The sequence below is a fragment of the Aureivirga sp. CE67 genome (assembly GCF_015767245.1).
Lineage (GTDB): Bacteria > Bacteroidota > Bacteroidia > Flavobacteriales > Flavobacteriaceae > Aureivirga.
Genome location: NZ_JADOTV010000012.1, coordinates 110,927 through 135,586, shown reverse-complemented (window position 1 = coordinate 135,586; position 24,660 = coordinate 110,927). Strand labels below are relative to the sequence as shown.

General features: G+C 28.4%; 34 protein-coding genes and 2 tRNA genes. 21 read left to right on the top strand and 15 right to left on the bottom strand.

Annotated features, from left to right (window positions below; translation table 11 throughout):
- Positions 1-776 precede the first annotated feature (776 nt).
- The 4 genes from I0K12_RS21980 to I0K12_RS14395 all read left to right on the top strand — a co-directional run bounded on the left by I0K12_RS21980 (position 777) and on the right by I0K12_RS14395 (position 2,082).
- A complete protein-coding gene (locus I0K12_RS21980) occupies positions 777-986 on the top strand; it encodes a hypothetical protein (RefSeq protein ID WP_231372772.1) in 210 nt (69 codons plus the stop codon).
- Positions 983-1,123 (top strand): hypothetical protein, encoded by a 141-nt coding sequence (locus I0K12_RS14405; RefSeq protein WP_196888833.1) that lies wholly within the window; start codon positions 983-985, stop codon positions 1,121-1,123. Before I0K12_RS21980 ends, I0K12_RS14405 begins: the two co-directional genes overlap by 4 nt.
- Before the next feature lie 113 nt (positions 1,124-1,236).
- On the top strand, positions 1,237-1,659 hold the full coding sequence (locus I0K12_RS14400; RefSeq protein WP_196888832.1) for a hypothetical protein: 423 nt from the start codon (positions 1,237-1,239) through the stop codon (positions 1,657-1,659).
- Positions 1,660-1,824: 165 nt separating this feature from the next.
- Entirely contained in the window at positions 1,825-2,082 is a 258-nt protein-coding gene (locus tag I0K12_RS14395) for a hypothetical protein (protein WP_231372771.1), read from the top strand.
- Between the two features lie 140 nt (positions 2,083-2,222).
- Here I0K12_RS14395 and I0K12_RS14390 read toward each other — a convergent pair whose 3' ends face one another.
- Entirely contained in the window at positions 2,223-3,620 is a 1,398-nt protein-coding gene (locus I0K12_RS14390; RefSeq protein WP_231372770.1) for a pyridoxal phosphate-dependent decarboxylase family protein, read from the bottom strand.
- A gap of 362 nt (positions 3,621-3,982) precedes the next feature.
- Between I0K12_RS14390 and I0K12_RS14385 the strand changes: the two genes are divergently transcribed.
- The 7 genes from I0K12_RS14385 to I0K12_RS14355 all read left to right on the top strand — a co-directional run bounded on the left by I0K12_RS14385 (position 3,983) and on the right by I0K12_RS14355 (position 7,477).
- Positions 3,983-4,405: a hypothetical protein gene (locus I0K12_RS14385; protein ID WP_196888830.1), complete on the top strand. Its 423-nt coding sequence runs from the start codon at positions 3,983-3,985 to the stop codon at positions 4,403-4,405.
- 105 nt (positions 4,406-4,510) lie between these two features.
- Entirely contained in the window at positions 4,511-5,029 is a 519-nt protein-coding gene (locus tag I0K12_RS14380; RefSeq protein WP_196888829.1) for a hypothetical protein, read from the top strand.
- A gap of 125 nt (positions 5,030-5,154) precedes the next feature.
- Positions 5,155-5,544, top strand: a complete 390-nt coding sequence (locus I0K12_RS14375; RefSeq protein WP_196888828.1) for a hypothetical protein — start codon at positions 5,155-5,157, stop codon at positions 5,542-5,544.
- Between the two features lie 19 nt (positions 5,545-5,563).
- A complete protein-coding gene (locus tag I0K12_RS14370) occupies positions 5,564-6,139 on the top strand; it encodes a YdeI/OmpD-associated family protein (protein WP_196888827.1) in 576 nt (191 codons plus the stop codon).
- Between the two features lie 31 nt (positions 6,140-6,170).
- The gene (locus I0K12_RS14365) at positions 6,171-6,554 is read left to right on the top strand and encodes a hypothetical protein (RefSeq protein ID WP_196888826.1); all 384 of its coding nucleotides are present in this window, start codon (positions 6,171-6,173) and stop codon (positions 6,552-6,554) included.
- Between the two features lie 97 nt (positions 6,555-6,651).
- Positions 6,652-7,041 (top strand): helix-turn-helix domain-containing protein, encoded by a 390-nt coding sequence (locus I0K12_RS14360; RefSeq protein WP_196888825.1) that lies wholly within the window; start codon positions 6,652-6,654, stop codon positions 7,039-7,041.
- Positions 7,042-7,081: 40 nt separating this feature from the next.
- A complete protein-coding gene (locus tag I0K12_RS14355; RefSeq protein WP_196888824.1) occupies positions 7,082-7,477 on the top strand; it encodes a VOC family protein in 396 nt (131 codons plus the stop codon).
- 99 nt (positions 7,478-7,576) lie between these two features.
- On the opposite strand, the gene I0K12_RS14350 is transcribed toward I0K12_RS14355, so the two are convergent.
- The 3 genes from I0K12_RS14350 to I0K12_RS14340 all read right to left on the bottom strand — a co-directional run bounded on the left by I0K12_RS14350 (position 7,577) and on the right by I0K12_RS14340 (position 9,935).
- Complete coding sequence (locus tag I0K12_RS14350) at positions 7,577-8,341, bottom strand: hypothetical protein (protein WP_196888823.1); 765 nt, start codon at positions 8,339-8,341, stop codon at positions 7,577-7,579.
- Between the two features lie 37 nt (positions 8,342-8,378).
- Complete coding sequence (locus I0K12_RS14345; protein WP_196888822.1) at positions 8,379-9,152, bottom strand: hypothetical protein; 774 nt, start codon at positions 9,150-9,152, stop codon at positions 8,379-8,381.
- Between the two features lie 210 nt (positions 9,153-9,362).
- Positions 9,363-9,935 (bottom strand): NAD(P)H-dependent oxidoreductase, encoded by a 573-nt coding sequence (locus I0K12_RS14340; RefSeq protein WP_196888821.1) that lies wholly within the window; start codon positions 9,933-9,935, stop codon positions 9,363-9,365.
- A 108-nt stretch (positions 9,936-10,043) separates the two neighbouring features.
- Between I0K12_RS14340 and I0K12_RS14335 the strand changes: the two genes are divergently transcribed.
- On the top strand, positions 10,044-10,421 hold the full coding sequence (locus I0K12_RS14335) for a winged helix-turn-helix transcriptional regulator (RefSeq protein ID WP_196888820.1): 378 nt from the start codon (positions 10,044-10,046) through the stop codon (positions 10,419-10,421).
- Between the two features lie 220 nt (positions 10,422-10,641).
- Here I0K12_RS14335 and I0K12_RS14330 read toward each other — a convergent pair whose 3' ends face one another.
- Entirely contained in the window at positions 10,642-11,586 is a 945-nt protein-coding gene (locus tag I0K12_RS14330) for an FKBP-type peptidyl-prolyl cis-trans isomerase (RefSeq protein WP_196888819.1), read from the bottom strand.
- A 79-nt stretch (positions 11,587-11,665) separates the two neighbouring features.
- Here I0K12_RS14330 and I0K12_RS14325 point away from each other — a divergent pair, with 79 nt between their 5' ends.
- Together I0K12_RS14325 and I0K12_RS14320 are read left to right on the top strand one after the other, a co-directional pair.
- On the top strand, positions 11,666-12,061 hold the full coding sequence (locus tag I0K12_RS14325) for an RNA-binding S4 domain-containing protein (protein WP_196888818.1): 396 nt from the start codon (positions 11,666-11,668) through the stop codon (positions 12,059-12,061).
- Positions 12,039-12,629, top strand: coding sequence for a methyltransferase domain-containing protein (locus I0K12_RS14320; RefSeq protein ID WP_196888817.1), 591 nt, complete (start codon positions 12,039-12,041; stop codon positions 12,627-12,629). Before I0K12_RS14325 ends, I0K12_RS14320 begins: the two co-directional genes overlap by 23 nt.
- A 37-nt stretch (positions 12,630-12,666) precedes the next feature.
- On the opposite strand, the gene I0K12_RS14315 is transcribed toward I0K12_RS14320, so the two are convergent.
- The 3 genes from I0K12_RS14315 to I0K12_RS14305 all read right to left on the bottom strand — a co-directional run bounded on the left by I0K12_RS14315 (position 12,667) and on the right by I0K12_RS14305 (position 15,231).
- Positions 12,667-13,578: an AraC family transcriptional regulator gene (locus I0K12_RS14315; RefSeq protein ID WP_196888816.1), complete on the bottom strand. Its 912-nt coding sequence runs from the start codon at positions 13,576-13,578 to the stop codon at positions 12,667-12,669.
- Position 13,579: 1 nt separating this feature from the next.
- Complete coding sequence (locus I0K12_RS14310) at positions 13,580-14,494, bottom strand: oxidoreductase (protein WP_196888815.1); 915 nt, start codon at positions 14,492-14,494, stop codon at positions 13,580-13,582.
- 98 nt (positions 14,495-14,592) lie between these two features.
- On the bottom strand, positions 14,593-15,231 hold the full coding sequence (locus tag I0K12_RS14305; RefSeq protein ID WP_196888814.1) for a rhomboid family intramembrane serine protease: 639 nt from the start codon (positions 15,229-15,231) through the stop codon (positions 14,593-14,595).
- A gap of 61 nt (positions 15,232-15,292) precedes the next feature.
- Between I0K12_RS14305 and I0K12_RS14300 the strand changes: the two genes are divergently transcribed.
- From I0K12_RS14300 to I0K12_RS14290, 3 genes are all read left to right on the top strand, one after another.
- Positions 15,293-16,177 carry a lysophospholipid acyltransferase family protein gene (locus tag I0K12_RS14300; RefSeq protein ID WP_196888813.1) on the top strand — a complete coding sequence of 295 codons (885 nt, stop codon included), beginning with the start codon at positions 15,293-15,295 and terminating at the stop codon, positions 16,175-16,177.
- A 138-nt stretch (positions 16,178-16,315) separates the two neighbouring features.
- Positions 16,316-16,391, top strand: a tRNA-His gene (locus I0K12_RS14295).
- A gap of 20 nt (positions 16,392-16,411) precedes the next feature.
- Positions 16,412-16,487: transfer RNA gene (locus I0K12_RS14290), tRNA-His, on the top strand.
- Positions 16,488-16,598: 111 nt separating this feature from the next.
- Here I0K12_RS14290 and I0K12_RS14285 read toward each other — a convergent pair.
- Positions 16,599-16,880: a hypothetical protein gene (locus tag I0K12_RS14285; RefSeq protein ID WP_196888812.1), complete on the bottom strand. Its 282-nt coding sequence runs from the start codon at positions 16,878-16,880 to the stop codon at positions 16,599-16,601.
- Between the two features lie 185 nt (positions 16,881-17,065).
- On the bottom strand, positions 17,066-17,536 hold the full coding sequence (locus tag I0K12_RS14280; RefSeq protein WP_196888811.1) for a hypothetical protein: 471 nt from the start codon (positions 17,534-17,536) through the stop codon (positions 17,066-17,068).
- Between the two features lie 120 nt (positions 17,537-17,656).
- Here I0K12_RS14280 and I0K12_RS14275 point away from each other — a divergent pair, with 120 nt between their 5' ends.
- Positions 17,657-18,016, top strand: coding sequence for an STAS/SEC14 domain-containing protein (locus I0K12_RS14275; RefSeq protein ID WP_196888810.1), 360 nt, complete (start codon positions 17,657-17,659; stop codon positions 18,014-18,016).
- 89 nt (positions 18,017-18,105) lie between these two features.
- On the opposite strand, the gene I0K12_RS14270 is transcribed toward I0K12_RS14275, so the two are convergent.
- Positions 18,106-18,924 (bottom strand): ion transporter, encoded by an 819-nt coding sequence (locus I0K12_RS14270; RefSeq protein WP_196888809.1) that lies wholly within the window; start codon positions 18,922-18,924, stop codon positions 18,106-18,108.
- A gap of 49 nt (positions 18,925-18,973) precedes the next feature.
- Here I0K12_RS14270 and I0K12_RS14265 point away from each other — a divergent pair, with 49 nt between their 5' ends.
- Positions 18,974-19,177 carry a hypothetical protein gene (locus I0K12_RS14265; protein ID WP_196888808.1) on the top strand — a complete coding sequence of 68 codons (204 nt, stop codon included), beginning with the start codon at positions 18,974-18,976 and terminating at the stop codon, positions 19,175-19,177.
- Here the strand turns inward: I0K12_RS14265 and I0K12_RS14260 are convergent.
- The 4 genes from I0K12_RS14260 to I0K12_RS14245 all read right to left on the bottom strand — a co-directional run bounded on the left by I0K12_RS14260 (position 19,161) and on the right by I0K12_RS14245 (position 22,620).
- A complete protein-coding gene (locus I0K12_RS14260) occupies positions 19,161-20,069 on the bottom strand; it encodes an AEC family transporter (RefSeq protein WP_196888807.1) in 909 nt (302 codons plus the stop codon). The genes I0K12_RS14265 and I0K12_RS14260 overlap by 17 nt on opposite strands.
- Before the next feature lie 5 nt (positions 20,070-20,074).
- Positions 20,075-21,121 (bottom strand): TauD/TfdA family dioxygenase, encoded by a 1,047-nt coding sequence (locus I0K12_RS14255; protein ID WP_196888806.1) that lies wholly within the window; start codon positions 21,119-21,121, stop codon positions 20,075-20,077.
- An 81-nt stretch (positions 21,122-21,202) separates the two neighbouring features.
- A complete protein-coding gene (locus tag I0K12_RS14250; protein ID WP_196888805.1) occupies positions 21,203-21,874 on the bottom strand; it encodes a porin family protein in 672 nt (223 codons plus the stop codon).
- Positions 21,875-21,978: 104 nt separating this feature from the next.
- Positions 21,979-22,620, bottom strand: coding sequence for a protein-L-isoaspartate(D-aspartate) O-methyltransferase (locus tag I0K12_RS14245; protein ID WP_196888804.1), 642 nt, complete (start codon positions 22,618-22,620; stop codon positions 21,979-21,981).
- Between the two features lie 76 nt (positions 22,621-22,696).
- Here I0K12_RS14245 and I0K12_RS14240 point away from each other — a divergent pair, with 76 nt between their 5' ends.
- Complete coding sequence (locus I0K12_RS14240) at positions 22,697-23,662, top strand: Gfo/Idh/MocA family protein (protein ID WP_196888803.1); 966 nt, start codon at positions 22,697-22,699, stop codon at positions 23,660-23,662.
- 36 nt (positions 23,663-23,698) lie between these two features.
- Entirely contained in the window at positions 23,699-24,589 is an 891-nt protein-coding gene (locus I0K12_RS14235; protein WP_196888802.1) for a 3-hydroxybutyryl-CoA dehydrogenase, read from the top strand.
- Positions 24,590-24,660: the final 71 nt, after the last annotated feature.

Below are 24,660 nucleotides of genomic sequence, written 5' to 3'. Positions count from 1 at the left end.
TAATTTTCCTTTCAAGGTATAATATGTTATTTTTTTCGTTACATATTTTTCAAATACAGGTAATAATATTTCTATTTCTTTTGTATTTAGACTTAATAATGAATTAAATTTGCTCAAGACTTCGGAGGTTTAGGATTATTTTTTGGTAGAAACAAAACTATAACCTTTTGAAGTCTTTTTTTATCTTATACAATTTTAATCGTGATAATGTTTAGTTTATAATTTATCTTAGCATATCAAATATATTTTGATATGCTTTTTTGATTTCAAATCTTAAAAAACTAATATTTATAAATTTTTAATAGTTGATTTAAATATTTAATTCATTTACTTGAAAAAATATTATTTTCTTTTATTTTTGGACATCTACTACTATGAAAACCTTTCTTTAATAAATAATTTATAGTTCCAGATTTAATATAAATAACAGGAATTCTTGTTATAATAATGTTATTAATAAAAATATATGAAAAGAATTTACTTACTATTTTGCATTATAACATTAATGAGTTGTCAAACTAATTTTAAAGATTCTGTCTTGCAGCTATATAAATGTATAAATGAAAAATTGAATGAGCACAGAGATTTATATAAAGAAAAAAAGAATATAAAGCCAATGTTGAAGAATTAAAGAAATATGTAAGTGAGGAAGTTTTTAAAGTAATTGAGAAAAATATAAAAAACATTAAAACTAAAAAAAGCGTGTTACAACAAATTGTAAATTTCATATTCTACCACAGACATAACTCAAAAACAATTTCACCTGATATAAAAACATGACGAAAAAACTAATTACATTTCAAAATAAAATAAAAACTATAATTACAATACTTTTGATATTTATCAGCCTTTTAGGTATCTGGTGTTTAATATTGGGATTTGGGTTAATGGATCATAATAATGAAAATGGCAGAACTTATTTCATCGGTGGTTCAATTTTACTTGGTACGGGTTTAAATGGTCTTGTTCAATATTTTAAAAAATGAATTTAAACATACAACTAACAAAAGAAGAAGCAATTGTCTTTTTTGAATTTCTTAGCAGATTTAATGAAAAATACAATTCTAATATCTTTGAAGACCAGTCAGAACAGAAAGTTCTTTGTGATATTGAATGTATTTAGAAAAATATTAGACATTATCACGTTTAAAATACTATAAAATATAGAAATAAATAATAACAAACTACTGTCAATAATTTATACATTTAGTTTAAAATCAAAAAAATATAATAATTATGAAAAAAACATTTTTATCTACTGTTCTAATAGCAATCTGTATGATAATTACGAACTGTTCAAATGATGATAATCAAAACATAGACTCAACTTCACCAACAATTTCAATTCAAAGTCCTGATTTAAACCAAATATTTTCAACCGATCTAGGAAGTTTAAAAGGACCTGATATTGTACTGTTAAATGCTTATGGTCTTGATGATGTAAAAATGAAAACTATGGAACTAACAGTCACAAATAGTGATGGAATCATTGTATTTGAAAAAATAAGTGAAAATACCCCTAATACAGAAACTTTATTAACAATATCAGAACTTTTTAAAACAACAGTTGCTGGAACTTATAATGTTGTATATATTGCTACTGACATTAATGGAAATAAATCAACATCAAATCCAAGAGAATTTACTTATGAAAACTGATAAAATAATTATGAATAATCACAAAAAATTATTTACAAACCAATAGTTAAATTGTACTTCAAAGTTTAATATATTTTTAAGGCAATGGAAGAAAATAGTCAAGGAATTATTTTGGTGTTAACATTTATAATTCCCATAATCATAGCACTTATTTTTCAATATAGAATGTATTCTATAAGAAAGAAAGACAAAAAAATAATAGAATCTGATTGGAGGGATTTTAAAAAAGCTGTTGAGAGAAATGATATATTATATATTTCTAAAATTGGAACTCAACTAGTTTGGAATAAAAGTATGACTGTAAAAAGATTAAAAATTATGTCAAAAGAGTTAGAGAAATTTCCAACAAATATTGAGGAAATAGAAAAATTAAGGCTATTGATTTTTAATAAAAAATTACACTGGGAAAGAAAATCAGTATAAAAAAGTTAGACTTTGTGTAGTCTAACTTTTTTATACTGATTTTCTATTTTTCTTTAAAACAAACCTCCTAACCTTCAAAACACCGTTCAATATAATTTATTAGATCAATGGTGGCTGAGCGAAGCCAAAGTCAATCTCATTCATATGGTTTGAATCTTCTCCAATAAAGTTTTCAAATGATGTAATTCTGTAAAAGGATTCATGATAGTTAATCTTAAATATACTTTTCCATTTAAAGTAGTTTGAACAATATAAAACTCTCCATCTTCTACCAATTTCTGACGAATTTCAGAATGAACTCTGTTATGTTCTTGAATATCTAAATCGTTTTTCAATGCAAAACAAATAATATTTGACTTCGGATCTGTTGCAATTTCAAAATCCGAATGTTCTTTTATATAATTTGAAAAAGCTAAAGTAGTATCATGTGTTTTATCAATGTATTCTTCAAAAAGACAAAAACCATGTTCTTTTACAATACTCATAAACTTTACACTCATCATGTATTTTGTACACTCAAAAGTTCTTTTCGCTAGATTAAACCAATCTTCATCTTCATGTTTCTCCCAAAGATATTGCGCCTTTTGGTGAAAGGTTTGATAAGAATGTTTTTTATTTTGAAACATAACAATTGTAGCCAAAGCAGGTGTCATCATCATTTTATGTAAATCGATAATTACCGAATCTGCTCTTTCTATTCCATTTAATAAATGTTTATATTTCTTAGAAAAAACTGCTGCTCCACCATGTGCTCCATCCACATGAAACCAAATATTTTTTTCTTGTGCAAAATCAGCTAGTTTATTCAAATCATCGTAACTTCCTGTAGAAGTAGAACAAGCGCTACCAACAATAGCAATCACTTTTAGGTTTTCTTCTTGTGCTTTTTGATAATAGGATTCTAAAATAGAAGTTTCCATTTCGAAATTGGTATTTGTCGGAATTTTTATAATTCCTTTTTCACCAAATCCCATGATTCTTGCAGCTCTGTCTACACAATAATGTGCTTGTTCAGAAACCATAATTGCATAATTCGCTTCATTTCCATGTTTCCAAACATCTTGTTCTGATTTTTCTTGTCGAGCGGCCAACAAAGCAGTCATATTTGCCAAAGTTCCTCCTGAAGTTAAAAATCCATCAGAAGATTCTGGAAAACCTAATTTTTCAGCGAATTTATCTGCGATAATTTTCTCTAAAGCAGTTGCTGTACTTCCCATTTCATAAATTGCCATTCCGTTATTTAAAATAGAAGTCATCATGCTTGCAATTGCTGTTATAGGTACCGGTGCTGCAACCTGATGTCCAATATATTTCGGATTATGAATATGAATAGAATTCTCTATAACATCTTTAAAAAAATCGGAAGTTGTAGGGTCGTAATTTCTCCAAAAATCAAGTTGATCTTCTGGTTTTTTATAGGTAATCACTTTGTTTTTGGATTGTGCAGAATCTTCTAGATAGTCTGCCAACATATCCACCATTTCATGTGCTTGTTTTCTAAAATTCTCTGGGTTATATGCCTTTTCTAGTTTTTTCAAAATATATTGTATGAATTTAGAATCTGTTTTATTTTTTGGTTTAATTCTTATAGAGTGACTGAGGTTTTCGAAGTCACGGTAATGATTTTTACATTAGCTGAGAATAAGACTTCGAATACCTCAGCCTTCGCTAAGAAATACTAACCAAAATATAGGTCGCAATTTGCTTAATTTATTTACAAACACAAAAAAACGAAATTAATTTTTCACACTGTCTTGATTTAAAATAATTAATCACAAAAAATTATATATTTGCGCATCTGCTGCTATGAAAACTTTTCTGAATAATATTTTCTAGATACAGATATATTTTAACAAAAATCCTTACTAGGAGAAAAAAATTATTAAAATAAAAAAAGACTATGAAAAAAATATTATTACTATTTATCGGATTTCTATTTATTCAATGTACTGATGACCCTGAAACATATTTTTATAATGTTTCAATTTTAAATAATTCTAATAAAAATCTTAACATCAAATCTTATCATAAAGGAAATTTAATTTCAAATATTGATTTAAATACAAGTCAATCAGGTTTGGAATGTTCTTATAGTGCTGAAAGTTTTATTGGCTACAAATTAACTCAATGTCAAATAGACTCTATCATTTTTAAGTTTGAAAACGGTAAAGGTTATATTTCAAGTATAAACTACCTTTCAGATTTAAATTTCTCAAATGATACAAACCCGTTTGGCTTTAGTTCAAAATTTGTTTTAGACAACAACATTTATCAGTTTATAATAACATCAGAAGATTTTGAAAACGCTTATAATTTACCTTAATATCAAAAATATTAGTTAAACTTTTTTAAACAAAACAACCTTTTAGGTATAAAAATTGTGGTGTGAAAATGAAAAAATAAATATTAAATTGCTAATTAAAATCACATGAAAAATACAACTACACTACTTTTTCTTCTTTTATTATTTCCTCTTTTTAGTTTTGCACAAACAGACTCTCTGAAAGTACAAAAAAGACCTAATTATTATATGAAGAAAAGCTGGGCAATCACAACTGGATATCAAATTTATGATTACAATTTTATAGAAATAGGAATTGCTAGAATGAATGATAGTTTTGAAGGATATCATCGATCTACATTAATCTATAATCTTTCAAACGAATTTAAACTTTCGGATGATTTTCTTTGGGGACTAAAAGCTGGAGTCTGGATTGGCGGAGGGAATGCTGGTATGAACCTAGGTTTGAACTTAGTCAATTATACTGATTTTAAAGAGAACTCTATTTGTTTACGACCAGAAATTGGAATTGGATTTAGTAATTTCAGAATAGTTTATGGTTATAATTTGGCCATGACTAATAATGATTTCAATAAAATAAACACACACAATATCGGACTGAATATTTTGTTTGACTTTAAGGTTTTGGAGGAAATTAGAGAATAGCTTCGACTCCGCTCAGCAACCGATTTGTCTCCACTCAGTTACTGATTTGACTATTCTCAACTAGCAATTCTACTTAGTTCATTTATATTTTTTTATAGTTATTTTTTTGTTATAGATTGCAATCGATGAAAAAAGGTTATGTAAAAATTATAGAATGTTTTGATATTCCTGGGATGGGAATGCTGGCTGAGTTACAACATTATGAAAACGGAATCCCTCCAAATACAGAAATTATAGACTTGGAAACAGAGAATTCTTGGTTTGTTAAAAAACGTGTTTATCATGGAATATTGATTTCGGACGAATCAGAAACATATTTTGATTGTGAAACAGAATCTATGCAAGTAGATAATAGTTTTAGTTCACTGTCTGATCGAAAAAATGCAATCAAAAAAGAATTGAATAAAAGAAAAAAAGGAATTTATTTCTATTTATTAAAGTTTAAAACAACAATTCACAAAGAAAAAGCAAAACCAGAAATTGGTATGAAATTAAAGATTCTGAAAAATGGTTAAAACCAGTTTTTAAAAAAATATGAAAAACAATATAGAAGATTTTTGTCCGAACAATCGACAGGAATGGAGAAAATGGTTGGAAAAACATCACAATGAAAAAGATGGAATTTGGCTTATTATTTATAAACAAAGTTCTAAAAATCCTAATTTGACTTGGAGTGAAGCTGTAGATGAATCTTTGTGTTTTGGCTGGATTGATAGTGTGAAAAAATCTATTGATTCTGAAAAATATCGACAGTATTTTACAAAACGTAAACCTAAAAGTACTTGGTCAAAAATTAATAAAGAAAAAATTCAAAAACTGAGTCAAGAAGGTTTGATGACAAAATCAGGATTAGATATTGTAGAAATCGCTAAGAAGAATGGCTCTTGGTCGATTTTAGATAGTGTTGAAAATCTTGAAATTCCAAAAGATTTAGAACAAGAATTTGAACAACATTCAGGAGCAAAAGTATATTTTCTGTCATTAAGTAAATCTGTTAGAAAAATGATGTTGTATTGGATTGTTTCTGCAAAACGAACTGAAACTAGAAAAAAACGTATACAAGAAATAGCAACAACATCAGGAAAAAATGAAAAGCCTAAAAGGTTTTGAACTGAATTATAAAACATGAAAAAAATAAATTATGGGAACATATACAGAATTGATTTTTGGAGCTCGTTTAAAAGACGAAACTCCCAAAAAAGTTATAAATAGTATTAAAAAATTACTTGGTGAAGAAGTATCAAATGCAGAACTTGATGAAAACTTCCCTTCTAAATGTTCTTATTTGATAGGCTGTAGCGCATATTTTGGTGTTTCAGATCCTGTAAATAAATTCTATTATGATAGTGGTTGGGTTTTATCTTTAAGATTTAATACAAAAAATTACGACAATGAAATAGAATTTTTTCTCGAATGGATTAAGCCATATATCTACTATGCTAGTGGAGAAAGAAACATGTATGCTATAGTTATTTCAGAGTATTGTACAGAACCGACTATTTATTATTTGAACGAAGAAAAATAATTTAGATTATCCTCTAAGAATGATTTTTAATCTTAGGCTTACTTAGTTTTAAATTAATAATTTTCATAATTTTAAATAAGAAAACAATTTTGAAAAAATGACATTGTATGAAGATAAATTGAATCAACTTAGAAAAGTCTGTTATTTTAATGAACAACAGATTGAAACTATTATTGGTACAAAGAACTTTATCGATCAGAATTATGAAAAAGAATTGAATTTAGATTTAATTTCAAAAATTCGATTTACATCAAAATTTCATTTGATTCGTCTTTTTAAAAGATATTACGGACAAACTCCTAATCAATATTTAATTCATAAACGAATAGAAAAAGCCAAAGAAAAATTAATAAATGGATTGTCTGTAACAGAAACTTGTTTTGCAGTTGGTTTTGGAAGTTTAGGTTCTTTTAGCAAACTTTTCAAAACAAAAACTGGTAAATCTCCTAGTGATTTTCAAAAAGAGCAATTTTCGAGAAGCAAATAAATTTTGGGATTCGGAAATTTGTCATCTAAATATTTTAATTATGAAAGTAACATTGATAAGTATTCCAGTTAAAGATCAAGAAACAGCTTTAAAATTTTATACAGAAAAATTAGGTTTTCTTGTTAAAAAAGATGCACCATTAGAAGGAGGAAATAGATGGTTAACACTTGTTTCTCCAGAATGGCAAGATGGTCCAGAAATTTTATTAGAGCCTGCTCCTGTGCATTTTGAACCAAGTCGAATTTATCAAGAAGCTCTAAAAGAAGCTGGAATACCTTACACACAATTTGATGTAGAAAATGTAGATTCTGAATATGAAAGGTTGTTAAATCTTGGAGTAGAATTTAGTGTTAAACCTACAAGCATGGGTACTGTAAAATTTGCTGTATTTAATGATACTTGCGGTAATAATATTCAAATTATTGAGACCTTATAGTTTTAAAACATACTTAAAATTAAAAAGCATATTGTAAAATCTACAATATGCTTTTGAGCAAAAAAAACCGTCTATATCATTTTGTAAAAAAAATTTAGACTAATAATATTCAAATGAAAAATGTTGTGTTCCAATTAAGTCCATAAACCTGTAATATTTTGTGTTTGCGTTCGATAATTTTTCTCCATCATTGATAAATTCAAACTCAGATTCTATTTTAGAAGTCAACTCCTCTCCTACATAAATATTATTCAACAAAATATTGTTTGAGATTCCATTATTTGTAATCATTACAATAGGTTTATATCCAAGAATTTCAGATTGCGGGCTTAGTTTTTCATCATAGCTAATTACATGAATTGCAGCTAGATTATCACTTTCAACATTTATCTTATTTTCATTTGGAACTTTTTCAATTGTTATTGTCTTTGTTGTCTCCAAACTATTTCCAGAAATAATTGTTATTATTTTCTTCAATCTTTCATTCTCATACTCATAAGTAGAAGTTTCAGATAATTCTCCATTAATATGAACTATTTTCTTAATAATAACATCCTCATTATATTCATATTTTTTTAATTCATAAGTAGTTCCATCAGAACTCTCCTTTACCGACTCAATTATTTTGTCATTTTCATAAGTAAAAGTTTCCACAAATTGCTCTACTCCGTCTTCTTTGAAAATTATTTTTTCTAAAGTATTATCATCATTATAATGATAAAAAGTTTTCCATTTATCATTTACAGAATACGATTTAATCAAATCAACTGTAGAGTTTATAGTATCTGAGGTAGTTTCTACATCATCATTTGTTGAACAAGAACTTAGCACAACAACGATTAATAAAGACCATAAATATTTCATATTTCTATTTTTGTGTGTTATTTTAATTTTGGCTTACTTAATTATAAGTATAAATTTCTTTAGCTATTAATTGTTGATCTTCATCTCTTTTAATCACTTCTAGCAAATATTCTCCCGAATCATCAATAGTCAAATTAGAAGTTTGTGTATCACTTTCTCCATTTACATAGACTCTCTCCATACTTAAAATATTATTTGTAATTCCATAAAGTTGCGCTGAATAAACCTTTCCATAACCTTCCATTTTTGAAAATGGGCTTAAATTATTATCATAGATTATTTTATAAGAAAGCACATCATTATACTTTACATGAATTTCATTTTGTCCAGAAATTTTCTGAATATCAATTACTCTTGTTTGTCTATTTAGCACATCATTCCATTCGATTTTCTCAATGTGTTTAATCAACTGATTCTCTTCATCATATTGATATTCGTCTAAAGCAATTACCTCATCCTCTTTGATCATCGTTTCTTTCACTAATAAATCTTCCTCATACTCAAAAACTCTTTTTACTTGAACATTCTCCAAAAGATCATTCCAAATGATTTCAGAAACTTTTCCATTATTATAAACTATTTCTGATTCCGAACGTAATTCTTCATTTATTTCTTCTTTAATCGAAGTTAGAATAGAATCCGAATTGTAGTAGTAAAGCTTCGTCCTATGATCCGATTTTACAGATCTTAACAACATTTCACTTATTTCAGGCGTATCTGGGGTTTCAGAAGTTTCTTCATTGACTGTAGAATCATCATTACTACAAGCATAAAAAAGTAAACATAGTGTCAAAAATTTAAGTACTCTCATAATTATCATGTTTTTATAATATTCCTCGTGTGTCTGAGCGAATGTAAGCTATGAGAAAACATTTACTTTTGATTTAAATCAAAAAATTACTTTAATTTTTATTTTTATTTCATTTTTACGATTTTAATTAAAAACCATAAAAAAAGCACTTTGAATAATCAAAGTGCTTCCTAATATTTTAGAAAAATTTAAATTCTTTTGAAATGCTTCTTAAGAATAATACGTTTTAATACTTTCTAAATATGCTTTTCTTTCTTCGTCTGTTCCCATTGCAACATTACCGAAAAATACTGTTTTAGATTCCATACCACAGAATTCAAAAATCCCGTCATTATTTGTTTGTTCTAAACTTTTATGCATTCCAATTTCTGTATAATATTCATTTGGAGCTCCTGTATTAATAAATACATTCACTTTTTTACCAGTTAAAAGCCCAACTGCTCCATTTTCATCATAAGTAAAAGCATAACCATTTGAGAAAACTCTATCGATAAATCCTTTTAAAATTGCTGGCATCTGCGCCCACCAAAGTGGATAAACAAAAGAAATATGATCTGCCCAATTAATTAAATCATGGTATTTCTGAATTTCTTCAGGAACTGGCTCTCCTTGATACATATATCCAATATCTTTTTGATCTAAAACTGGGTTAAATCCATCTTTATATAAATCAATCACAATCACATCATGACCATTTTCTAAATTCACTCTTTCGATTTCTGTAACAACAGATTTTGTAAAACTCTCTGGGTTAAAATGCGTATATACAATTAAATGTTTCATTTCTTGATTTTTTATTTTTTAAAAGTTTCATAAATATACTTTTAATTGTTTTATTTTGTAACTAATAAAATGCTAATCTTGTAAAAAAGTAGTAACCTATAAGTAACCATGGCCAGAAAATACCTTGAAAACCCAAATAGTTGTCCTGTTGTACACACAATCAATCTCATTGGAGGAAAATGGAAACCTTTAATCTTATACAATCTTGAAGAAAAAAGTGTACGATTTGGAAAGCTTCATTTCTTAATCCCGAATATCTCTAGAAAGGTTTTAACAGAACAATTGAGAGAATTAGAAAGTGACGGATTGATTAATCGTAAAAAATATAATGAATCTCCTCCTCGTGTGGAATATTCATTGACAGAAAAAACAAAACAACTAGTTCCAATCTTAAGACAATTAGGAGAATGGAGTTATTCTTTTTCTGATAAAGAATTTGTTTGTTGCGAAGTAGAAAAAGAAGAAGCAGTAGCAACTTTAAATTGAACTAGTTTAAACTTTTTTGCCAAAACTAGAAGTTTCATCTGATGTTTATTGATAATGAAGAGAAAAATTTTCGGCATAGCCTTTGCTATGGTTAAAATTTTTCACAAGTCAGTAATGAACATGCTTGAAACGAATTTTGAGTCATAAAGTTTAAATGAGTTCATTAAAATAAAAAAGCCGATTATTGAATAATCGGCTTTTTAAATATTTTTAGAATAAATTAGTTCGCATCTAAATAATCTGGAGTTCCATCATTATCTGAATCTTTTGCATCATCAGGATTTCCATTTTTATCTTCATCCGCATCTTCATCCGCAGTTGGAGTTCCATCTCCATCATCATCAGTATCTAAATAATCTGGAGTTCCGTCACCATCTGTATCTACAGCGTCACTAGGATCACCATCTTCATTCGGATCTACATTTTCATATTTAGTCAAGACTCCATCATTATCATCATCTCCATCTAAATAATCTAGGAAAGTATCATTATCAGAATCATCATCGTAGATTCCATCTTTATTCACATCTTCGAATTTACTTAAAATTCCATCATTATCTGAATCTGTTTCATTCACATCATGTAATTCTAATTGGAATACTAATGGAGAATTCGCTTCAATAATAGAGTTTGGCTGACTTGCATTTCCATAAGCTAAACCAGAAGGCATCACAATAATTCCTTTTCCTTTATCTAAATATTCAAAAGTTCCGTCATCATTTGTTTGAAGTATTCCTCCTTTAAAATGTGGAATTCCATATGTCCAACCAGTAATTACTCCATTTAAAGTAAACCAAAGTGGATTTTTTGCAGTTTCAAACGTTTTACCGTCCAATAAAGTTCCTTTATAACTTGTTAAAACAGAATCTACAGGCGTAGGATTAATAGTAACTCCTTCCTTTTCTACATAATAATAAAGACTATACTCAATATTATTTTTTAGTACTTTTTGTTGTACCATATTGTCAAAAAGAGGTGTTTGATCAGCATCTATTTCTTTGATCTCATCATCTGTCATGTCTAAATAATGAGATTTTAAATAAGATACTATATCTTCATCATCCGTAATAGCTTGTGCAGCATGGTTAAATCCATCATCATCATTATTACAAGCAATTAAAATAATAGTAGCAAATAGGGCTAAAAATATTCTGTTTAATTTCATTTTAATACAAATTTAAGTCCGCAAGATACAATTTTCATACCTTTGTTTAAAAGACAAACGCAAAATTTTAGAATATTGTATGAGGATAGATAAATATTTGTGGTGTATTCGTATGTTTAAGACACGTTCGATTGCCACAGATGCTTGTAAAAAGGGTCATGTAAAGATAGGAGGATCTAATGTAAAACCTTCAAAAGAGGTATTTGGAACCGAAAAAATAACGGTAAGAAAAAACCAAGTAAACTATCAACTAATTGTAATTGATACTCCTCCAAATCGTGTTGGAGCTAAATTGGTGGATTTATACAGAAAAGATGTAACACCAAAAGAAGAATTTGAACATTTAGATTTATTGAAATATTCAAAAGATTATTATCGTAAAAAAGGAACTGGTAGACCTACGAAAAAAGATCGAAGAGATATTGACGAATATAAAGATGACAGTCATACAGATGAGCACAACGAACTTGACTAAAGATTATTGGGAGAATCGATATATAGAAAATGAAATAGGTTGGGACATTGGAGAAATATCTCGACCAATCAAAGAATATACGGAGCAGTTATCGGATAAAAATCTTAAAATTTTAATTCCTGGGGCTGGAAATGCACACGAAGCTACTTTCTTGCATCAAAATGGTTTTAAAAATGTTTTCATCTTAGATATCGCAGAGCAACCTCTAGAAAATTTCAAAAAGAAAAATCCAGATTTCCCAGATGAACATATGATTCATTCTGATTTATTTCATTTTGAAAATTCTTTTGATCTAATTTTAGAACAAACTTTTTTCTGCGCACTCTCTCCTACTCTTCGTGAGAAATATGTAGAAAAAATGTATTCTTTATTAAAACCAAAAGGAAAATTAGTTGGTTTACTTTTCAATACTTTTGAAGAGAATACAAATCCACCTTTTGGAGGGAATAAGAATATTTATAAATTACTTTTTGAAAAACATTTTCATCTAGAAACCATGGAAGTTTGTTATAATTCCATTACACCAAGACATGAAAAAGAATTGTTTTTCATAGCAAAACCTAAATAAAAAAAGGAACATTTCAATGAAAGAAATGTTCCTTTTTTTAATTCAAACTCTCTCGAAACTTCGAAGGAGTTACTCCTATTTTCTTTTTAAAAAGTCGACTAAAATATGGTGGATATTCAAAACCTAATTGATACGCTATTTCAGCAACAGAATTATTAGAATTAAGAAGTAAATATTTCGCTTTTTCTATGATTTGCAAATGAATATATTCTTGAATATTTTTCCCAGTTTCTTTTTTCAACAAATCACTTAAATAACTTGAGGACAAATTCATTTTATTAGAAAAATATCCAACATTTGGAATTCCGTCTTCTTCAATTTTTTTTGAGTTAAAGTAGTTTTTTAATTCTTTCTCAAATGTCGAGACCACATCTTTTGAAATTGAACTTCTGGTCAAAAATTGTCTACTATAATATCTTTTAATATAATTCAACAACAACTCGATGTTTGAAACCAAAAGTTCATTACTAAATTCATCCGTATTCAGTTCGCTTTCTTCTTTTATTTTTTCCATAATCGAAGAAATATTATTTTTTTCTTTTTCTGAAAGATGAAGTGCTTCATTGGTTTCATAATCAAAAAAAGCATACTCATTTATTTTTTCCATCAAATTCGATTTATACAACAAACTCGGATGAAAATAAATTGCCCAACCTTCGAAATCTCCTTTTCTTGAAGGTTTATCATATTCTAAAGTTTGTCCCGGAGCAATTCCGTATAAACTTCCTTCACTGAAATCAATAAAACTTCTACCATAAGTAAAACCTTTTGGAGATTTTGTTTTCAAAGAAATCACATACAAATCTGAAACTATTTTCTTTTGAATCATTTCATCAGAAAGCGTTACTTCTGCCAAATCTAAAACAAAAATTAATGGATGATGAGCAGCTTTTAAACCTGTAGTTTTTGCCAATTGGCTAACTGATTTTATATGTACAATTTCTTTCATTTTAGTTCCATTCAAATTTTACTCCAGATAATTCTTCTGTTTTCAACCATAGTTTTTGTGTCAAATCTCGTTTATCAGCATCTGGATTTATTTCATTTAACACAGGATATCCTCTCCAATTCCCCATTTTTTCTGGTCCATAATATTCTCCACATTTCGCATTTGGGTCTGTTGCAGCACGCAGACTTGGAAGAATTCCCATTTTCACTTTTTGAGCTAAAAGAAAATTCATCACAATTCCTTGTACACCCATATGTTTCTGCAAATTTGTAGCCGTATATCCTGGATGTGCTAAAATTGATTTCACATGACTATTATTTTCTTTCAAAAGTTTGCTAAGTTCCATTCCAAACATCATATTAGAAAGTTTACTTTGTGCATAAGAAGCCATTTTATCGTACGATTTATCCCATTGCAAATCGTTCCAATAAATATCTGCTTTATCCATTTTTGCAACCAAACTACTTAAAGTTACAATTCTTGCATCTAAAGTTTGGTTTAAAACTGGAAATAAATATTTAGTTAAAGTAAAATGTCCGATATGATTGGTTCCAAATTGCAATTCAAATCCTTGTTTTGTTATTTGTTTTGAAACTGGCATCATCACTCCTGCATTATTGATTAAGACATGAAGTTTTGAATATTTTGATTTAAATTTCTCTGAGAATTCTTTTATCGAATTCAGATCTCCTAAATCCAATTGCATCAAATCTAACTTCGCATTTGGTACTTCTGATTTAATTTTATTTACAGCTTCTCTTCCTTTTTCCAAATTTCGAACAGCCATAATAATCTCTGCTCCTTTTTTGGCCAATTCTAAAGTTGTTCCAAACCCTAAACCACTATTTGCTCCTGTAATCAAAAATACCTTTTCGTTTTGAAAAGGTATATTGTTCGTATTCCAATTCTTTGACATCTTATTCTTGTTTAAAATTCAACAAGACAAAGTTCTTTGGAAAATATTTTTTTATGTTATACAAATTCTAGCATCTAGGATACTTTTTCTAGAATTTATTATCTAAATCTTTTTTCGAAGATAAATAATAAAATTAACGGAACTGCTAAAGCTAAAACTAACCATTTTTGATCAACGAATAAAGAAGGTTTCATCATCAAAGTTAGTGCAAAACCAGTAGCTGCTCCTCCTAAATGTGCGCTATGTCCAATATTTCCGATTTGTTTCTTCATTCCATAAATAGTATATAACAAATAAGCAATACCAAATACGTAAGATGGCATCGGAATTGGGATTGGAAATAATGCAATTTCTCTTAATGGAGCTAACATTATAGAAGCATACATAATTCCAGAAACTGCACCTGAAGCACCTAAAGCAGTATAATTATATTCATGTTTATGAAATAATAGAGAAATAAAATTCCCAACAAATAAACTTCCAAAATAAATTAATAGAAAATTTAGAAGATGAAATTCATTAAAAACAACTCCAGAGAAAAAATATAGAGCATACATATTGAAAATTAAATGCATCCAATCTGCGTGTAAAAAACCAGATGTAAACATTCGATATCTTTCTCCTTCAAATATTCTTCCAACATAGAAAAGATATTTACTCCTAAAGTAAGGATCATTGAATCCTTTCCAAGAAACTAATACATTAATTCCAATAATTAATAGTACAATTAAATTCATATTTTATATTTCTTTTTTTCAAAGATAAAATTATATCCGATATTTGCAGTTTTATAAAGTTATGCAATTAATAGTATTTATCATAGTTTACCCGATTATTTGGCTGATTTCTATCTTGCCATTTCCTCTATTATATTTATTTTCAGACTTTTTATTCTTTCTTTTATATCATGTAATTGGTTATAGAAAAAAAGTTGTTTATAATAATATAAAACTTGCTTTTCCTGAAAAATCGCATGAAGAGCTTAAAAAAATAGAAAAAAAGTTCTATTCTCATTTCGTAGATGTATTTTTAGAAATGATGAAAACCTTTACTATTTCTGGTGAAGAGATCAATAAACGCTATAAGTTTACAAACCTTGAACTTTTAAAAGATTTAGAAAAGAAAAACAAATCAATTATTGTGATGGGTTCTCATTATGCAAACTGGGAATGGATGGCACATATTGGTAGATTTTTAGATTATGAAGGTTTTGCTGCTTATACTAAAATTGGAAATCCATATTTTGATAATATTATTAAAAAAACTCGTGGAAGATTTAAAATAAATTTAGTCCAATCTACAAGAGTGAAAAGAAAAGTACAGCAAAATTATGATAACAACGTACTTTCCATTTATGGTCTATTAGCAGATCAATCTCCACAGATTAAAAAAGCAAATTATTGGGGAGAATTTTTAGGTGTAAAAGTTCCTATTTTTGTTGGTACTGAAGTTATGGCCAAAAAATATGATTTTGCAGTTGTATACATCAATGTTGAAAAAATCAAAAGAGGACATTATGAAGCATCTTTCGAATTAATCACAGAAGACCCAAATACAATTGATGACTTCAAAATAACGGATAAATATGTGAATTTACTAGAAAAACAGATTCGTAGAAAACCTGAATTTTATTTCTGGACACACAAAAGATTTAAACATAAAGATAAAGCTCCAAAAAATTAATATTTTATCTTTTTATTTATCAATAAGTTAAACTTTTCTTTGAAAAAAAATTGTATTTTTTTCTCGAAACCCCTTGCAAATATCAAGTATTGTCGTATATTTGCACCCGTTAAAACAAAACAATATTAGTCTTAACATGGTGATTGTAGCTCAGCTGGTTAGAGCGCCGGATTGTGGTTCCGGAGGTCGCCGGTTCGAAACCGGTCTTTCACCCTAAAGTTTTTGTTTTAACACGGTGATTGTAGCTCAGCTGGTTAGAGCGCCGGATTGTGGTTCCGGAGGTCGCCGGTTCGAAACCGGTCTTTCACCCTATAAAAAAAAGGATTCCAATTTAGGAATCCTTTTTTTTTGCCTTTTTTGTTTTCTTTTCATAGTATGTATTAAAAACTAGCCTAATAATTTAGACTAGTTTTCAACCTCTTTATTCAATAGCAATTTTCCCCACGTTATTTTTTTCTACAATTGTGTTATTTTCAAACACCATTTTTTCTCTTTTCTTTTCAAGTTTTTTTTCAGTAATAGTATTTTTTAATTCAGTTAGTTTTTCTGGAAAGATACCAACAACATTTTCCTGTACAGCAAATTCTCGAATCTCTGATTGTAAAACATCATCAACCCTTGAATCTCTATCAAATTCAATATTATTAGCAAATAGAAAGTTTATGCATAAACATGCGAAGAGGGATAAGTAAGTTTGTTTCATAAGCTTGTTTTTATACAATTCATTACAATTTTTTTGATTTATTTTAACAATTTATTTTAACATTAACTTAACAATATTCATACCAAAAATATATTTTAAAAAACTTTTTATATAAAAAAAGCTAATCTTTTTAGATTAGCTTCGTATATAACAAAATAAATTACCCCCGTAATTTAAATATGTTCTTAGTTTTCAACGTAATTCTTCTCTACAATTATTTTATAAATTTCCGATTTTTCGTAAAAACATAAATCATCACCATCTTCTTGAATCAAACCACCATCATCTTCGTCATCATAATATTCATAAATATTATCAACACTAACTGTAGCAATAAATTCATAGGTTCCTGCTTGTGGAATTGTTCCATAAACTACTAAAGTACGAACTCCTTCTCTTCTATATTTTAAAGTACTCGGATAATTTCCTTCTAGTGTGAAATAATAATCGTAATGATCATCATTTGGCTGATTTTTCACCTCAGCTTCTATTTCAAATCTAAACTCTCTATTTGCTCCTGTATAAAAATCTTTTTTCTTAGGTAATTCTGGTCCTCGTGGAACAATACAATCAAACGGATCACAACTTGTAAACACAAAAGAAACGAATGCTAGAATTAAGAATTTAAATTTTATAGAAAGTATTTTTTTTACCATAATTATAATTTTAGCATATTTTAACAAAAACAATACCATTTATCTTAAAATATAGCAAACAAATAACTTTTAGTAATTATAATTAGTATCTTTAATTATGAATTCTAAATATTATGTTCGATGAAAATAGATGTAAATGAAGCACATGGGAATGTAATCAGTATTGAAGTTTCGGAAGAAATAATTACAAAAACTCAAGTAGAAAAAGTGGAAGAAGTTATAAATGATTTGAAAGAAAAATACAATGATATTCGATTATTTATCATGATTGGAGAACATTCTAAAATTTCGTTTAAAGGTGTTTTAGAAGCTCTCAATATTGTGAAAGATGATCATAAAGTAATTCATAAAGTAGGAATTGTTGGAAATAGTACTTTTATAAAAGAAGGAACAGCTTTAGATAATCTAGCTTTACCTTGGAAAGAAAAATATTTCAATATTGAAAATTTAGAAAAAGCATGGGAATGGATTACACATTAAAATATAAAAGAGAGATTTTCAAGTCTCTCTTTTTTATTGAACTCGTTTAAATTTTTTAACTCAAAATTCGTTTTAAGTATGTTCATTATTTAATGTAAATGCTCTCCACATTCATGACAATATTTTGCTCCATTCAAATGGTTTTCATTTCCACAATGCCTACAACTCTGCGTATTTGTTCGCAAATCTTTTTCTTTTCTAGTTAATTCTGAAGTCACAATCCCAGTAGGAACTGCAATAATTCCATAACCCAATATCATAACAACACTTGCGATAAATTGTCCTAAAGAAGTTTGTGGTGCAATATCTCCATATCCTACTGTTGTCAGCGTTACAATTGTCCAATAAATACTGGTTGGAATACTTGTGAATCCAGCTTCTGGTCCTTCTACCAAATACATTACTGTTCCTAAGATTACAGCAATACTTAAAACAGCTAATAAGAAAACAGAAATCTTTGCCCGACTGGCTTTTATTGCTTGTTTCAACATATTAGATTCTCCGATAAATCTTGCAAGTTTTAAAATTCGGAAAACTCTAAGCAATCTTAAAATTCTTACAGCAATCAATACATTTGCTCCTCCAAAGAAAAAAGAAAGGTATTTCGGAATGGTTGAAACAAGATCAATCAGACCATAAAAACTAAAAATATATCGGAAAGGCTTTTTTACAGTAATAATTCTTAAAATATATTCTATAGAGAAAAGAATTGTGATGATCCATTCTACAATATTTATAATTCCATGATATTCCACTCGATATTCTTCTACACTTTCGATCATTACGACCACAAGACTAGAAAGAATTAAAATTAAAAGTACTATATCAAAATTTTTCCCGGCTGGAGTATCTGCTTCATAAATTATTTCATGCAATTTTTCTCTCCAATCTCTTTCTCTTTTTTCCATTTAACGTTTAATATTTCTACAGAAAACTAAAATATTTTATTTTTGCAACATGGCAAAAAAAGGTAAAGAAAAAAATACACTAAATAAGTCGAAGCATACGAAATTAATGAATCGTAAAAAAAACAAACTTCGAAAAGACAAGGAAGCTACAAAGCAACGTTTGAAAGCAATTATTCAAAAAGCAAACAAAGCTAAAACACAAGAGGAAACTGAGAATCCTGAAAATAAAGAAGATTCTACAAAGCAAGAGTAATAAATATTGGCATCGTGATGATACTTGCAAAAGTTACTACCAAAATTATCGATGCCATTAATTCTGCATCTCCGTTCATTTGTTTTGATAAAATATAAGAATTAAATGCACAAGGAGAAGTACAAAATATAATAATTGCAGTTTTGATTGTTTTATCCACATCAAAAAATTGAAGTAAAATAATTGCAATAATTGGAAGTAGAATTAATTTCAAAAAACTTGTTCCGATTAAAAGTAATTTGTTTTTTCTTAAATCTTCAATTCTTAAACCTGCTCCAATAATTAATAAACTAAGAACTATCGTAACTTTTGCTAAAGGAATTAACTCTTGATTGACTTTCTCTGGAAATTCAATATGAAAAAGTCGAAAAAGGAGTCCTATTAAAATGGAAAGTATTAGCGGATTTTTAAAATTACCCAGAATAAAAGAGAGCAACGAAGGTTTGTTTTTCGAACAATAAAGCTCTAAAACCATCACGCTTAATGTATTCGTAAATATTAGAAGAAAAATACTTAGAATACTAAAAAGCAGAATTCCATTTTGTGGCATTATAACGGTATAAACTCCAATCAATATATAACTATTATACCTTATAACACCTTGAAAAACGGAGGTAAATTTAGCTCCTTCTATCCGAAACATTTTTTTGATTCCGAACAGAAGAAGCGTCATTATGCTCAATGCTAGTAATACAATAATTATTAAATTTCCATAAGCTATATTTTCTAAATTTGATTTCGATATTTCACCAATAAACAAAATTGGCAGTAAAATATAGTAAAGTAAATTATTGATTCGATGCCAAAATGTTTCACTTTTAATTATAGTTCTTTTCAGAATATATCCAGCAAAAATTAATACTAGTAAAACTAAAAACAAAACATAAACCATAAGTTCTAAAATTTTGGTGCAAATACACGATCACTTTTTATATCCCAATCTGCAAACCTTGAGATATCTTCCGTCACAAAAAGTCTTTGAATCCAGCGATGTGCATGTCCTTCTTCATTAAACAAAGCAGTAAAAGGTTCTCTAGAATGATACATCACACGATTGTCTACAATGATAATTTCACCTGGAGTAACTATTGGGCGAAACTTCACAGTTTCTAATGCTTCTTTGAACTTTTGCGCAACTCTCTCTGCTTCTGTAGTTTTAGGTTCAAAAAGCATATCTCCATAAAATGCTCCATTTGTAAGTAAAAACCCTTCTTTATATTCAATTAAAGGAATAAAATCAGTAGTAAGAATGTTATAATTCTCACCATGATTACGCCAACGATAAGGAAGTTTTACTCTAAAATGAGAACTCATCAGTTCTTCAATCTCTTTTTTTGCCATTAATTTTAAAGCTTCTCGAGTATCTGTAATTGGTGTATGCGGAGGATTTTCTTGTTGCCTCACTCCCATAAACATTAAAGCTTTTGGAGAACAATCTACTTTTGGTAGAAAACGGGCAGCAGCGTTTTCTACATGAAAACCTAAATCAGAATTGGAACCTAAACCAGTCAAATCTTTAATCGAACATTTTTTAGGAATTAGATTATTTACCAAACCTTTTCCTTCACAATACATAGAATAAGGTTCTCCGAAAATCATTCCAATTAAAGTAAGTGCATTTTCAGAAACATAGGTTTTCTTTTCTATTTTCTTTAATTGACAATGGTTCGATTCTGGCCAAGGAATTTCTTTATCTACTGGAAGATTAGTAACTTTTACACAGCCATAATAATGTGGTGGTTGTCTACTTAAATTTCTTACAGCTATCAAATCAGAAAACATTTCTTTATTTCTTTCAAAAACTGCTCTGATTTTTTCTAAATATTCTTTATAATTTTCTTCAGGATAATAAATACCAACTAACTCATCATATAACAATTCCTTTTCCTCATCTGAAAATCTTTTTTCAAACAAAGTTTTTGTTTCTTTCTCCACTCCTCTCATCCTATTTATTATTTAAAAAAAAATGTTACAACTATTAAACTAATAATTATAACATCTTTATATTTTTATCTAAACTTTGGATTAAAATTCATATCCCAATGTAAAATTGAATACTGAATTTTTACCATCATCTTTGCTAATCACATTTGTAAATCCATAATTATATGTGGCATTTACAATAACATTAAAGTCAAATTTATAACCTAAACCAACACTTCCTGCAAAATTAATGTTATTAGTAGAATTTAATTTCTCTTTCATATTAATAACTGCTGGTCTTGGAATTAATGGATAGGTAATCGTCATGTCATTTTCATTATTAACTAAAAACGAAATTTGCGGACCTAAATAAACACTAAATCCTTCAATAATGTAATATTTTGCATAAATAGGAACATTTATATAATGAAAAGTTATATCATTTTCTATAGTCGTAAATGCATTTGCATCACCTCCATAAGGTGTTTGATAACTATTTTTAGAACCTTCTACAGAGTAAATAACTTCTGGTTGAATCGAAAAACTTCCAGTAATTGGAATTTCATAAAAAATACCTGCATTCCATCCTACTTTTGAGTCTCCTCCATAGACATCACTATCCACTAAATTTGATATAGTAAGACCTCCTTTAACTCCCCATTCCATTTCTATAGCATTACTCGTTGTTTCTGTTTGTGGAGTTGTGTTCGTTTGTGCATTTGACACAAATATTCCACCTGCAAACAATAGAGCTATTAATAACAAATTTCTCATAATAAACTTCTTTAAGATTTACTTGTATCTAAATTAGATAATTCTCAAACATGTTTTTAATAAGAAATTACTAATATTTGTTAAAATAATTGAAAATCAATCAATTAATTCTTTTTCTTTAACATAGGAACAAATCTAAAACTACCATATTTACGTTTCTCAAAATCCAATTCTGAGGTTCTTGTCAATACAGTCATTTCTTGTTCTTCTACTCCTACAGGAATCACTAATTTACCTCCAATTTTTAATTGAACCAATAATTCTTTTGGAATATATGGAGCTCCTGCTGTAACTATAATTCCGTCATAAGGAGCAAATTCTTTTATTCCTTTATAACCATCTCCAAAAGACATGTATCTAGGATTATAACCTATTTGTGGTAAAAAATCTTTTGTTTTTTTAAACAATTCTTGTTGTCTTTCTATAGTATATACTTTTGCTTTCATCTCAATAAGCACAGCAGTCTGATAACCAGAACCTGTTCCTATTTCCAAAATTTTATCATTAGGTTTTACACCTAATAATTCTGATTGAAAAGCAACCGTATAAGGCTGCGAAATTGTTTGTTCAGCAGCTATCGGAAATGCCTTATCTTGATAAGCAAAACTTTCAAAACTTGAATCCATAAAATAATGTCTTGGAATTTTCTGTATTGCTTTCAAGACATCTACATCTTTTATCCCTTTATCTATCAGCGTTTTCACTAGCTGATTTCTCATCCCCTGATGCTTAAATGTATCTTTCACTTTCCCTTCTTTTTTGAATCTATAAAATTAAATATTTATCATTAAAAAATGTTACTTTTGTTCAAAACAAATTTTTATGTTAAAAGCTGGCGTTTTAGGTGCAGGTCACCTTGGTAAAATACATTTAAAGTTATTAAAACAATCTTCGAAATACGAACTTGTAGGTTTTTATGACCCAAGTGAGGAAAATGCAAAAAAAGTTTCAGAAGAATTTGGATATAAAGCCTTTGCTACAATTGATGAATTAATTGATGCCGTAGATGTTGTAGATATTGTAACTCCAACACTTTCTCATTTTGATTGTGCTGTTCAAGCCATTGAAAAAGGAAAGAACATCTTCATCGAAAAGCCAATTACTAACACAATTGAGGAAGCTGAAAAATTATTAGAACTTTCAAGAGAACACGGAGTAAAAGGACAAGTTGGTCACGTAGAAAGATTCAACCCTTCTTTCACTGCTGTTAAAGACGTGATGGATTCTCCAATGTTTATCGAAACGCATCGTTTAGCTGAATTCAACCCAAGAGGAACTGATGTTCCTGTAGTTTTAGATTTAATGATTCACGATATTGATATTATCTTAAGTGTCGTAAAATCTAAAGTAAAAAGTATTAACGCAAGTGGTGTTTCTGTAATTAGTGAAACTCCTGATATTGCAAATGCTCGTATAGAATTTGAAAACGGATGTGTAGCGAACTTAACTTCTAGTAGAATTTCAATGAAAAATATGCGTAAATCTCGTTTCTTCCAGAAGGACGCTTATATTTCTGTTGATTTCTTAGAAAAGAAAAGTGAAGTTGTAAAAATGAAGGATGCTCCTGAAAGTCCAGATGAGTTCGCAATGATTCTTCAAAATGCAGAAGGAGTAAAAAAACAAATTTACTTCGAAAATCCTAAGATTCATCCAAACAATGCAATTCTTGATGAATTAGAAACTTTTGCTGATGCTATTAATAATGATACAGATCCTATCGTAACATTAGAAAATGGAACGGACGCATTGAAAGTTGCACATCAAATTATTGCTTGTTTCAACAAATAATAAACCCAAGAATAATTAAAAAATTAACAAAATAACATGAAAAATATTACAGTTATCGGAGCTGGTACTATGGGGAATGGAATTGCTCACGTATTTGCTCAAACTGGATTTACAGTAAATTTAGTAGATATTTCTGAAGCTTCTTTAGAAAGAGGAATTGCAACTATTTCTAAGAATTTAGATAGAATGGTAGCAAAAGAAAAAATCTCTGAAGAGGACAAAAATGCTACTTTAGGAAACATTACTACACTTACTTCTATGGAAGAAGGTGTAAAAGATGCTGATTTAGTTGTAGAAGCTGCTACGGAAAACGTAGATTTAAAATTAAAAATCTTCAAGCAATTAGATGAATTATCTCCTGAGAAAACAATCTTAGCTACAAATACTTCTTCTATTTCTATTACTAAAATTGCTTCTGTAACTGGAAGACCAGCAAAAGTAATCGGAATGCACTTCATGAACCCAGTGCCAATCATGAAATTAGTAGAAATTATCCGTGGATATTCTACTTCTGATGAGGTTACTGAAACGATTATGGAATTATCTAAAACTTTAAAGAAAGTTCCTGTTGAAGTAAACGATTACCCAGGATTCATCGCAAACAGAATCTTAATGCCAATGATTAACGAAGCAATTTATTCTTTATACGAAGGAGTTGCTGGAGTTTATGAAATTGACACTGTAATGAAATTAGGAATGGCGCACCCTATGGGACCATTACAATTAGCTGATTTCATCGGATTAGATGTTTGTTTATCTATCTTAAACGTGTTACACGAAGGATTTGGAAACCCAAAATATGCTCCATGTCCATTATTAGTAAACATGGTAACTGCTGGAAAATTAGGAGTTAAGTCTGGTGAAGGATTCTACGATTATTCTGAATCTAGAAAAGCTGAAAAACTTTCTGCACAGTTTTTAAAATAAAATAAATAAAAAAGAGTTATAGTACTAAATCAAAACAAAGATTTTATTTAGTATTAATTGATTTAGTTAAA

What these genes read in the sequence shown, in the direction of transcription:
- I0K12_RS14280 (WP_196888811.1), bottom strand. Translation starts at nt 17,536, where the DNA reads ATGGTAAAAAAAATACTTTCTATAAAATTTAAATTCTTAATTCTAGCA.
- I0K12_RS14250 (WP_196888805.1), bottom strand. Translation starts at nt 21,874, where the DNA reads ATGAGAAATTTGTTATTAATAGCTCTATTGTTTGCAGGTGGAATATTT.
- I0K12_RS14345 (WP_196888822.1), bottom strand. Translation starts at nt 9,152, where the DNA reads ATGAGAGTACTTAAATTTTTGACACTATGTTTACTTTTTTATGCTTGT.
- I0K12_RS14380 (WP_196888829.1), top strand. Translation starts at nt 4,511, where the DNA reads ATGAAAAATACAACTACACTACTTTTTCTTCTTTTATTATTTCCTCTT.
- I0K12_RS14240 (WP_196888803.1), top strand. Translation starts at nt 22,697, where the DNA reads ATGTTAAAAGCTGGCGTTTTAGGTGCAGGTCACCTTGGTAAAATACAT.
- I0K12_RS14285 (WP_196888812.1), bottom strand. Translation starts at nt 16,880, where the DNA reads ATGAAACAAACTTACTTATCCCTCTTCGCATGTTTATGCATAAACTTT.
- I0K12_RS14255 (WP_196888806.1), bottom strand. Translation starts at nt 21,121, where the DNA reads ATGAGAGGAGTGGAGAAAGAAACAAAAACTTTGTTTGAAAAAAGATTT.
- I0K12_RS14375 (WP_196888828.1), top strand. Translation starts at nt 5,155, where the DNA reads ATGAAAAAAGGTTATGTAAAAATTATAGAATGTTTTGATATTCCTGGG.
- I0K12_RS14300 (WP_196888813.1), top strand. Translation starts at nt 15,293, where the DNA reads ATGCAATTAATAGTATTTATCATAGTTTACCCGATTATTTGGCTGATT.
- I0K12_RS14395 (WP_231372771.1), top strand. Translation starts at nt 1,825, where the DNA reads ATGTATTCTATAAGAAAGAAAGACAAAAAAATAATAGAATCTGATTGG.
- I0K12_RS14385 (WP_196888830.1), top strand. Translation starts at nt 3,983, where the DNA reads ATGAAAAAAATATTATTACTATTTATCGGATTTCTATTTATTCAATGT.
- I0K12_RS14350 (WP_196888823.1), bottom strand. Translation starts at nt 8,341, where the DNA reads ATGAAATATTTATGGTCTTTATTAATCGTTGTTGTGCTAAGTTCTTGT.
- I0K12_RS14320 (WP_196888817.1), top strand. Translation starts at nt 12,039, where the DNA reads ATGAGCACAACGAACTTGACTAAAGATTATTGGGAGAATCGATATATA.
- I0K12_RS14335 (WP_196888820.1), top strand. Translation starts at nt 10,044, where the DNA reads ATGGCCAGAAAATACCTTGAAAACCCAAATAGTTGTCCTGTTGTACAC.
- I0K12_RS14310 (WP_196888815.1), bottom strand. Translation starts at nt 14,494, where the DNA reads ATGTCAAAGAATTGGAATACGAACAATATACCTTTTCAAAACGAAAAG.
- I0K12_RS14305 (WP_196888814.1), bottom strand. Translation starts at nt 15,231, where the DNA reads ATGAATTTAATTGTACTATTAATTATTGGAATTAATGTATTAGTTTCT.
- I0K12_RS14340 (WP_196888821.1), bottom strand. Translation starts at nt 9,935, where the DNA reads ATGAAACATTTAATTGTATATACGCATTTTAACCCAGAGAGTTTTACA.
- I0K12_RS14405 (WP_196888833.1), top strand. Translation starts at nt 983, where the DNA reads ATGAATTTAAACATACAACTAACAAAAGAAGAAGCAATTGTCTTTTTT.
- I0K12_RS14325 (WP_196888818.1), top strand. Translation starts at nt 11,666, where the DNA reads ATGAGGATAGATAAATATTTGTGGTGTATTCGTATGTTTAAGACACGT.
- I0K12_RS14260 (WP_196888807.1), bottom strand. Translation starts at nt 20,069, where the DNA reads ATGGTTTATGTTTTGTTTTTAGTTTTACTAGTATTAATTTTTGCTGGA.
- I0K12_RS14270 (WP_196888809.1), bottom strand. Translation starts at nt 18,924, where the DNA reads ATGGAAAAAAGAGAAAGAGATTGGAGAGAAAAATTGCATGAAATAATT.
- I0K12_RS14275 (WP_196888810.1), top strand. Translation starts at nt 17,657, where the DNA reads ATGAAAATAGATGTAAATGAAGCACATGGGAATGTAATCAGTATTGAA.
- I0K12_RS14355 (WP_196888824.1), top strand. Translation starts at nt 7,082, where the DNA reads ATGAAAGTAACATTGATAAGTATTCCAGTTAAAGATCAAGAAACAGCT.
- I0K12_RS21980 (WP_231372772.1), top strand. Translation starts at nt 777, where the DNA reads ATGACGAAAAAACTAATTACATTTCAAAATAAAATAAAAACTATAATT.
- I0K12_RS14265 (WP_196888808.1), top strand. Translation starts at nt 18,974, where the DNA reads ATGGCAAAAAAAGGTAAAGAAAAAAATACACTAAATAAGTCGAAGCAT.
- I0K12_RS14400 (WP_196888832.1), top strand. Translation starts at nt 1,237, where the DNA reads ATGAAAAAAACATTTTTATCTACTGTTCTAATAGCAATCTGTATGATA.
- I0K12_RS14360 (WP_196888825.1), top strand. Translation starts at nt 6,652, where the DNA reads ATGACATTGTATGAAGATAAATTGAATCAACTTAGAAAAGTCTGTTAT.
- I0K12_RS14370 (WP_196888827.1), top strand. Translation starts at nt 5,564, where the DNA reads ATGAAAAACAATATAGAAGATTTTTGTCCGAACAATCGACAGGAATGG.
- I0K12_RS14315 (WP_196888816.1), bottom strand. Translation starts at nt 13,578, where the DNA reads ATGAAAGAAATTGTACATATAAAATCAGTTAGCCAATTGGCAAAAACT.
- I0K12_RS14365 (WP_196888826.1), top strand. Translation starts at nt 6,171, where the DNA reads ATGGGAACATATACAGAATTGATTTTTGGAGCTCGTTTAAAAGACGAA.
- I0K12_RS14330 (WP_196888819.1), bottom strand. Translation starts at nt 11,586, where the DNA reads ATGAAATTAAACAGAATATTTTTAGCCCTATTTGCTACTATTATTTTA.
- I0K12_RS14235 (WP_196888802.1), top strand. Translation starts at nt 23,699, where the DNA reads ATGAAAAATATTACAGTTATCGGAGCTGGTACTATGGGGAATGGAATT.